Raw genomic sequence first — 7,866 nt, 5'->3', positions numbered from 1 at the left:
CCCCGGTATGGGGTGGCTGTCCACGCTGCCCTGCAAGCTGGCGGTGGCGGTGGTGATGGTGCTATGTGCCTACGGGGGAGAGGTGCGGCTGTGGCGGGTGCTGGGTCTGTTCTTCGCCGCCTCTGCGGCACTGGCCGGGGCGGTGCTGGGGTTTGAGTGGCTGGGGAATACCACCCTGACCCTGCAATCTGGAGTGCTGTACACGCAGATGGACCTGAGACTGTTGCTGGTGGTCTTTCTGGCGTGTTATTTTGTGTTCTCTCTGCTGCTGCGGCGGCTGGGTGCCCACACAGGGGCAGAGCTGGTACATATGGAGCTGACATTTTCCCAGCGGGTGGTGTCCATGACCGCCCTCCATGATACGGGGTTGAGTCTTTCTGACCCGGTAACCAACCGCCCGGTGGTGGTGGCCTACTGGCGGGATATGGCCTGGCTGCTGCCTGCGGGAGCGGATGTGGCTCGCCCCATCGAGTGCGCCCGGCTCTGCCATGACCGGGGCATCCATGGGGTGCGGCTGGTGCCCTATCGGGCGGTGGGGGTGGAGTCGGGGATGTTGCTGGCCTTTCCCACCCAGCAAGTACGGGTGAACGGGCGGGACATGGGCAGCTTGCTGCTGGCCCTGTCCCCCACACCGGTCAGCGACGGGGGAACCTATCAAGGACTGTTTGGAGGGATATGAAGATGAGAGGACTGTGGTACATCAAGCTGTGTGGGTTCCTGTCTCGGCTAGGGCTCCACCTGCCGGGGACTATCTTTTATATCGGGGGCAGCGATACTCTGCCGCCGCCCCTGTCCAAGGAGGAGGAGCGGGAGGTTTTGACCACCTGGGAGCGGGACGGGCCCAGTCCGACCATCCGCTCCAAGCTCATTGAGCACAACCTCCGATTGGTGGTGTACATCGCCCGCCGGTTTGAAAACAGCGGCGTGGGCATTGAAGACCTCATCTCCATCGGCACCATTGGCCTCATCAAGGCGGTGGAGACCTATAACCCGGGAAAAAACATCAAGCTGGCCACCTATGCCTCCCGGTGCATTGAAAATGAGATTCTCATGTACCTGCGAAAAAACGCCAACCGGAAGGGAGAGGTGTCCCTGGAGGAGCCACTGAACACCGATTGGGACGGCAATGAGCTGCTCCTCTCCGATGTGCTGGGCACGGACAGCGATGTCATCGAAAAGCCCATGGAGGAGGATGTGGAGCGGGACCTCCTGTTCCAGGCAGTGAGCAAATTAAATCCCCGGGAACGGTCCATCATCACCATGCGCTTTGGCCTGGACGGGAAGGCGGAGCGCACCCAGAAGGAAGTGGCTTCGTTACTGGGCATCTCCCAGTCCTACATATCCCGACTGGAAAAGCGCATCATCGGACGGCTGAAGCAGGAGATTTTGAAGCTGATGTAGAACAAAGCCGTGGGCGCAGCACCCACGGCTTTGTTTAGAACTCTTTTCGGATTTGCTTCAAGGCGTGTTTCTCCAGCCGGGACACCTGGGCCTGGGAGATGCCGATCTCGGCGGACACCTCCATCTGGGTTTTGCCCTGGAAAAAACGCAGTTCCAAAATCTCCTGTTCCCGCTGGCCCAGCTTGGAGATGGCGTCGCTGAGGGCAATGTGGTCCAGCCACGCCTCGTCGGTGTTTTTCCCGTCCCGCACCTGGTCCATGACGCATACTGCATCCCAGGAGTCGGAGTAAATGGGCTCAAAGAGGGAGATGGGGTCCATGACGGCGTCCATGGCAGTGACGATGTCCTCCCGGCGCAGGTCCAGGAGCTTGGCCAGTTCGTCCAAGGTAGGCTCCCGCTGGTGCTCATTTTGGAATGCCTCTTTGGCCTGAAGCACCTTGTAGGCGGTGTCCCGCAGAGAGCGGGAGACCCGGATGGTGCTGTTGTCCCGGAGAAAGCGGCGGATTTCCCCAATGATCATGGGCACCCCATAGGTGGAAAACTTCACGTCCAAGTCCACATTGAAGTTATCAATGGCTTTGATGAGGCCGATACACCCCACCTGGAACAGATCATCCATGTGTTCGCCCCGGCCTGCAAACTTTTGAATCACCGACAGCACCAGGCGCAGATTCCCGGCAATCAGTTCCTCCCGGGCTGCCTGGTCTCCCTGTCGGGCTCGGCGGAGCAGGGCAATGCTCTCTTCGCTTTTCAGAACCTTGAGTTTCGACGTGTTCACGCCGCATAAGTCCACCTTACCTTGCACAAAAAGCCACCTCGTTTGGAAGATACTGTATGTAAGTATCTCCAAGCAGGTGGCTTTCATGCAGCACAGGGAGGGGGGATATTTTTTATTGTTCGATGAGGTTCGATGGATATTTTATACGGGGAAAAGAAGAGACGAGTTCAGAGAATGGAAAGAGCAGATATAGTTCAATCATCCGCCCATAGGTAACGATGTTTCAACCCACGTACCCCGTGTGGGGTGCGACGCTGGTAGGCTCCTTGAGGTCCCGGTGGTCCCAATTTCAATCCACGCACCCCGTGTGGGGTGCGACCGACAAGCCCACCACCCCGGCTCCTGTGCCTACCCAATTTCAATCCACGCACCCCGTGTGGGGTGCGACCTGGGCTCCAATGGGGGAAGCTCTGGCGGCTCCGATTTCAATCCACGCACCCCGTGTGGGGTGCGACGTGGCACCGCTCTGTGCCGGTGATCCAGGCGGAATTTCAATCCACGCACCCCGTGTGGGGTGCGACCCCCAAGCATTGCCATGCTGCACGCAGGCAGGTAATTTCAATCCACGCACCCCGTGTGGGGTGCGACGTTGCCGAGGGCGACGAGATCCCCCTGACCAAGATATTTCAATCCACGCACCCCGTGTGGGGTGCGACTCCGGATGGTCACCGGTTTCTTCCCAAACCAGAATTTCAATCCACGCACCCCGTGTGGGGTGCGACCAAATAGCCATGCTTGCCGATCTCTTTGCAAGGTTATTTCAATCCACGCACCCCGTGTGGGGTGCGACTCAGGGCGAGACCAACCTGATCGGCGTCCATGTCATTTCAATCCACGCACCCCGTGTGGGGTGCGACAGCCTGCTGTGGCAAATCACCAACAGACATACAGATTTCAATCCACGCACCCCGTGTGGGGTGCGACGGCTTTTCGGAAACCTAGATTTTTTCCTTTGGGACATTTCAATCCACGCACCCCGTGTGGGGTGCGACTACCGGGCCAAGGAAGCGGCCTATGGTGCTATCCTATTTCAATCCACGCACCCCGTGTGGGGTGCGACTCGACACGGACAAGATTGTCCCCCGCGACAATCTATTTCAATCCACGCACCCCGTGTGGGGTGCGACTCGTCGTGTGTGATGTGCACACACATCCCGAGTGATTTCAATCCACGCACCCCGTGTGGGGTGCGACCACATTTTGGGCTGTCGTGATGTCTTGGGTATCAAATTTCAATCCACGCACCCCGTGTGGGGTGCGACGTCAATGCCAGGGCATCACAGAGATGCCTGGATATTTCAATCCACGCACCCCGTGTGGGGTGCGACGTTATCTTTTTCATTTGGTGCGCCCCCTTTAGTATATTTCAATCCACGCACCCCGTGTGGGGTGCGACGGCAGCCGCTCCACATCTGCGGCAGAATAAAATTATTTCAATCCACGCACCCCGTGTGGGGTGCGACAAGCCAACCGAGGGACTGCCTAAACGATACCACAATTTCAATCCACGCACCCCGTGTGGGGTGCGACCGCTCTATGTACTGGATTCCCCAGGCGGTGCTGGAATTTCAATCCACGCACCCCGTGTGGGGTGCGACGTATTGACGCTCGTACATCAAGCTCCCTCCTCTCATTTCAATCCACGCACCCCGTGTGGGGTGCGACCCAGCGTGCGGCAGAGGACACCACCAGCCAGCTGCATTTCAATCCACGCACCCCGTGTGGGGTGCGACCAGCACCAATGGCCGCCATAACTGGGCCGCCAAGGATTTCAATCCACGCACCCCGTGTGGGGTGCGACCTGGTGGCCTCGTCCACCTCAGCCCCTAGCTCCTCATTTCAATCCACGCACCCCGTGTGGGGTGCGACCTGAAGAATACTTCAACTCCATCAGCCGCACGGTGATTTCAATCCACGCACCCCGTGTGGGGTGCGACAACCAGGCCGCCCAGGCGGCTCAACAGGCTGCCATTTCAATCCACGCACCCCGTGTGGGGTGCGACGGAGGATGCTGGTAAGGTTCCTATGGTCAACCCGATTTCAATCCACGCACCCCGTGTGGGGTGCGACAGGGAGGACGTAGCCGTGGGAAGCGGCATACTTGCATTTCAATCCACGCACCCCGTGTGGGGTGCGACAGGGCGTACAGGACCGTGCCCAAAATGCAGTCACTATTTCAATCCACGCACCCCGTGTGGGGTGCGACAGTGTTAAAACCGTTTACAACGCATCCACGGGTATTTCAATCCACGCACCCCGTGTGGGGTGCGACCACGCTGGAGAGCATCCTTGGAGCGATGGTATGTGATTTCAATCCACGCACCCCGTGTGGGGTGCGACCGGGCGTGCGGGGGTGCGCCCGTGCGTGTGTGTATTTCAATCCACGCACCCCGTGTGGGGTGCGACCTTCGTGGACGAGGGTATCAGCGGCAAGCATACCCAATTTCAATCCACGCACCCCGTGTGGGGTGCGACGGCGGGGACGGTGCGGCCAAGGGTGATTATCCTGATTTCAATCCACGCACCCCGTGTGGGGTGCGACGGACCACTCCTCTCTTGTTGAGCGAATCATACCACATTTCAATCCACGCACCCCGTGTGGGGTGCGACGGTGTCGGAAGTCATTGGACTGATTGACCTGCAAATTTCAATCCACGCACCCCGTGTGGGGTGCGACAGCAAATCTATACAAGGTACGAGGTGAATCGTTGTGTTCCTTGCACAGATTACACAGTATAAATTCTAAGTGCTACAATTGCGGAGGTGAGAAAATCTCTACTCCTCACATAAACTGGAAAAATGTGTGTGCGAACCTCCCAGGGATGTTATGAGAGCTTCCCCTTCGCACCTGGCAAACCTATAAGATAAGCGCACCCTCGGGTTCATAGGTTTGTTTGGCGCCGAAGTGTTCGATTTTACTCTCATATTTATTGCCCAGGTAGTAAAAACGCAGGCTGTCTTTCTCGGCATCCATAATGCTGCACAGCTTGGCCTGAAGCATGCGACATTGCGCAGCGTCCAGCAGGCACTCGAACACAGAACATTGGACACGTTGTCCGTAGTTGACACATTGTTTGGCGATTTGCCGCAGCCGCTTGCGCCCAGCGGCATCCTGGGTATTCACGTCATACGTAATCAGAACCAGCATGTTTCTACCTCCAGAGAAACGGTGGGTACTCCTCCAAGTCGCCCCTGAGATGACGGCTGAGCAAGAGAGCCTGCACCCATGGAACCAGCCCCCAAGGAATTTTCTCCTCCAGATATGGATGGGTGATGAGCTCCTTTTTTCGCTCTTGCCACCGTTGCAGGAAGATGCGCCGGGCTTCATCGGTGAGACGAACGGCTCCGCTCTCTTGATAGACGAAATCCTGGGCCTGGAAGATACGGTTGTTAATGCAGGTCAGGACAAAGCGTTCTGCCATGCACGGGCGTAATTCCTCCATCAAGTCCAAAGCCAGAGAGGTTAGCCCGGGGCGGTCTCGGTGGAGAAAGCCCACATAAGCGTCCAAACCTACCCCTTCCAGGGCAGAGGCGCAGTCGTTACCTAGAAGGCTGTATGCGAAAGACAGCAGAGCGTTGACTGGGTCCAGCGGTGGTCTGCGATTTCTGCCATGGAAGGAGAATACGGTGGGATCCCCCAAAATCATCTGGCCAAAGGCGTGAAAGTAGGCGGTGGCTCCGGCTCCTTCCAGTCCACGCAGAGCGTCCAGATCGGTCTCGGAGAGAATTTGAGGCAGTAATCCTTTGAGGGTTTCAATGGTCTGCGCTAAATCGTCCACATTCACACGCAGAGCGTGGTCTCGTTTGGTTCGGGCAATGCTCCAACGGGCATTGTGGACTTTTCCGAAGATCATATTGCGTGCAATTCGGCAGCTGGAGGCGGGGTCGTCGGCAATTCGATATTGCGTGCGGCGAAGAAGCACATTTCCGCTGCTTTCCCCACATACTCGGGCCAGAAACCGTCCGTTGGGAGAGCAAAAGGACAGGGAGATATTTCGCTTGGCGCAGGCACCCATGAGGGCGGGAGAGGCACCGGAGTAGGAGAAGGAGAGAATGCCGGACAAGGTATGCAGAGGATACCGGGCCAGGACTTCCTTTTCCCGATTGGCCACCACATTTTCCCCATCCAGAGATAAGTAAATATCGGGTGAGGTGATAAACAGGGTATTGAGCAGTTGTCTCATGGCACGTCCTCCTCCATGGCTGAGCGCAGATAGGCCGATACATTCTGTTTCTTCATGAGTTTGGGCAGGCACAGCTCTTTCAGGGAACAGGCATTGCAGGACTTGGTTGGTTTGCACTTGGGGGTATAGCCCCGGCGATAAAGCTGGTGCATCTCCTGGAGCAGGGAAACCACCTGTTCCCGCAATGCAGAGTCAAAGGAAACCACGGTTCTCCGCTTGGTTTCTCCGTAAAAGAGAGCCCCTTCTTGGATGGAGCAGCACAGCGTTTCCTCCAGACACATGGCTTGAGCACACAATTGCAGCTCATCGGCCTGGTTGGTTTTTGGTTTCCCACGCTTGTACTCGATGGGATAGGGAAGCCAAAGGCCTTCTTCCCCGTGAATGGGGACACCTTGGGGCGAGGCGTGAAATTCCACCACATCGCAGACACCAGAGATGCCCAGGGTGGAGGATTGGATGGCAAGGCCCCGGAGGATGAGTAAATTTCCCCGTCGTTCTCGTTGGGACTCATCGTGGGCACGGCGGTGGAGCAGCTGCCCCTCCACCGTGCGCAGGTTTTCCCTCCACAGCTGCTCGATGTGGATCAGAGCCCATTGGCGCCGACAAAAGGCGAAGTGCTGGAGGCCGGAGAGCTGGAGATACTCTTCCTGGCTGCAACTGCTCATAACCCTACCATAATTTCAGGGACGAGACCATCCAAAGGTTCCAATTCAATGGTATAATCGTCCACACTTTCTGGGAGGATGCTCTCCTCCTTCAAAGCAACGTGTACGGAACGATGTACTGTGGCAGAAGAGTATTGCCCGTCTTTGCAATTATGCTGGAACCAAAACAGCTTGACGATTTCCATTGAGCCGTCTGGGCGGGCAGAAGAGGCATCGTTGACGAAAAGCGTACGCAGACATTCTTTGATGACCTGTGCATCCTCCTCTGTAAATCCGGTTTTCTCAGCAAGTTGGACATTGATGGAGCCTTTGACAATGTACAAGCCGAATCTCACAAAATGCTTGGAGCCCATGGTGTCAGATGACCGCTTTTCACTGGAGTCTCCGTTTACACTTTTCGTAATTTGCATGGACTGTATCTCCACAGGAGAGACACTGACAGCCTGGTGAATGGAAACTGGACCACGGATACCCAAGGACACTTCGTTATTTCCTTTGAATGCAAACACCTGTCCAAATGTGCGGACGTCTAGCCAAGTCTCACAGGCTTTTTGTGCATAGATGTCTTTGTCCTTCTCTTTGCCCATTTGGGCAGCTGCACGTTCCTTCAAGCTGCTAAATCCGTCGTCGCAGCGGTCCTCGGATTTCACAAAGATGGAATGACCTAAGTCCTGCATCCGGTTGCGGATTTTGCGCTTGATGCACACATCAGACATCTCACCAAACCCGTTATAGTCCGTTCTGGGACGATTCCCGTTGAGCGGGTCGCCGTTGACATTGGCCATGTGAGCGGATACCAGCGCCACGAAATCAATTTTATTCTGCAGTACACCCATGA

At 56.6% G+C, this 7,866-nt stretch carries 7 protein-coding genes and 1 CRISPR repeat array; of the genes, 2 read left to right on the top strand and 5 right to left on the bottom strand.

The window, feature by feature from the left end; all coding sequences use genetic code 11:
- Both E0L15_RS08310 and sigE read left to right on the top strand, forming a co-directional pair.
- The coding region (locus E0L15_RS08310; RefSeq protein WP_168125227.1) for a sigma-E processing peptidase SpoIIGA at nucleotides 1–679 on the top strand (679 nt) is incomplete at its 5' end.
- Nucleotides 676–1,401, top strand: a complete 726-nt coding sequence (gene sigE, locus E0L15_RS08305) for an RNA polymerase sporulation sigma factor SigE (protein ID WP_168125226.1) — start codon at nucleotides 676–678, stop codon at nucleotides 1,399–1,401. The genes E0L15_RS08310 and sigE, both read left to right, overlap by 4 nt.
- Nucleotides 1,402–1,435: 34 nt before the next feature.
- On the opposite strand, the gene sigG is transcribed toward sigE, so the two are convergent.
- The 5 genes from sigG to cas7c form a co-directional block, all read right to left on the bottom strand.
- Complete coding sequence (sigG, locus tag E0L15_RS08300; protein ID WP_168125225.1) at nucleotides 1,436–2,206, bottom strand: RNA polymerase sporulation sigma factor SigG; 771 nt, start codon at nucleotides 2,204–2,206, stop codon at nucleotides 1,436–1,438.
- Between the two features lie 193 nt (nucleotides 2,207–2,399).
- A CRISPR array of direct repeats spans nucleotides 2,400–4,856; the repeat unit is 33 nt; unit sequence ATTTCAATCCACGCACCCCGTGTGGGGTGCGAC.
- 180 nt (nucleotides 4,857–5,036) lie between these two features.
- Nucleotides 5,037–5,327, bottom strand: coding sequence for a CRISPR-associated endonuclease Cas2 (cas2, locus tag E0L15_RS08295; RefSeq protein ID WP_087372549.1), 291 nt, complete (start codon nucleotides 5,325–5,327; stop codon nucleotides 5,037–5,039).
- A gap of 4 nt (nucleotides 5,328–5,331) precedes the next feature.
- Entirely contained in the window at nucleotides 5,332–6,363 is a 1,032-nt protein-coding gene (gene cas1c, locus E0L15_RS08290) for a type I-C CRISPR-associated endonuclease Cas1c (protein WP_168125224.1), read from the bottom strand.
- On the bottom strand, nucleotides 6,360–7,028 hold the full coding sequence (gene cas4 / locus E0L15_RS08285) for a CRISPR-associated protein Cas4 (RefSeq protein WP_168125223.1): 669 nt from the start codon (nucleotides 7,026–7,028) through the stop codon (nucleotides 6,360–6,362). The genes cas1c and cas4 overlap by 4 nt, the downstream gene beginning before the upstream one ends.
- Nucleotides 7,025–7,864: a type I-C CRISPR-associated protein Cas7/Csd2 gene (cas7c, locus tag E0L15_RS08280; protein WP_087372538.1), complete on the bottom strand. Its 840-nt coding sequence runs from the start codon at nucleotides 7,862–7,864 to the stop codon at nucleotides 7,025–7,027. Before cas7c ends, cas4 begins: the two co-directional genes overlap by 4 nt.
- Nucleotides 7,865–7,866: the final 2 nt, after the last annotated feature.

This window comes from Pseudoflavonifractor sp. SW1122 (genome assembly GCF_012027765.1).
In the GTDB taxonomy this organism is placed as follows: domain Bacteria; phylum Bacillota; class Clostridia; order Oscillospirales; family Oscillospiraceae; genus Enterenecus; species Enterenecus faecium.
The sequence above is the reverse complement of the archived record's forward strand: the minus strand, read 5'-3'. Positions and strand labels throughout refer to the sequence as shown.

Coding starts and splice junctions, on each gene's coding strand:
- sigE (WP_168125226.1), top strand. CDS start 676: ATGAAGATGAGAGGACTGTGGTACATCAAGCTGTGTGGGTTCCTGTCT.
- cas2 (WP_087372549.1), bottom strand. CDS start 5,327: ATGCTGGTTCTGATTACGTATGACGTGAATACCCAGGATGCCGCTGGG.
- cas1c (WP_168125224.1), bottom strand. CDS start 6,363: ATGAGACAACTGCTCAATACCCTGTTTATCACCTCACCCGATATTTAC.
- cas4 (WP_168125223.1), bottom strand. CDS start 7,028: ATGAGCAGTTGCAGCCAGGAAGAGTATCTCCAGCTCTCCGGCCTCCAG.
- cas7c (WP_087372538.1), bottom strand. CDS start 7,864: ATGGGTGTACTGCAGAATAAAATTGATTTCGTGGCGCTGGTATCCGCT.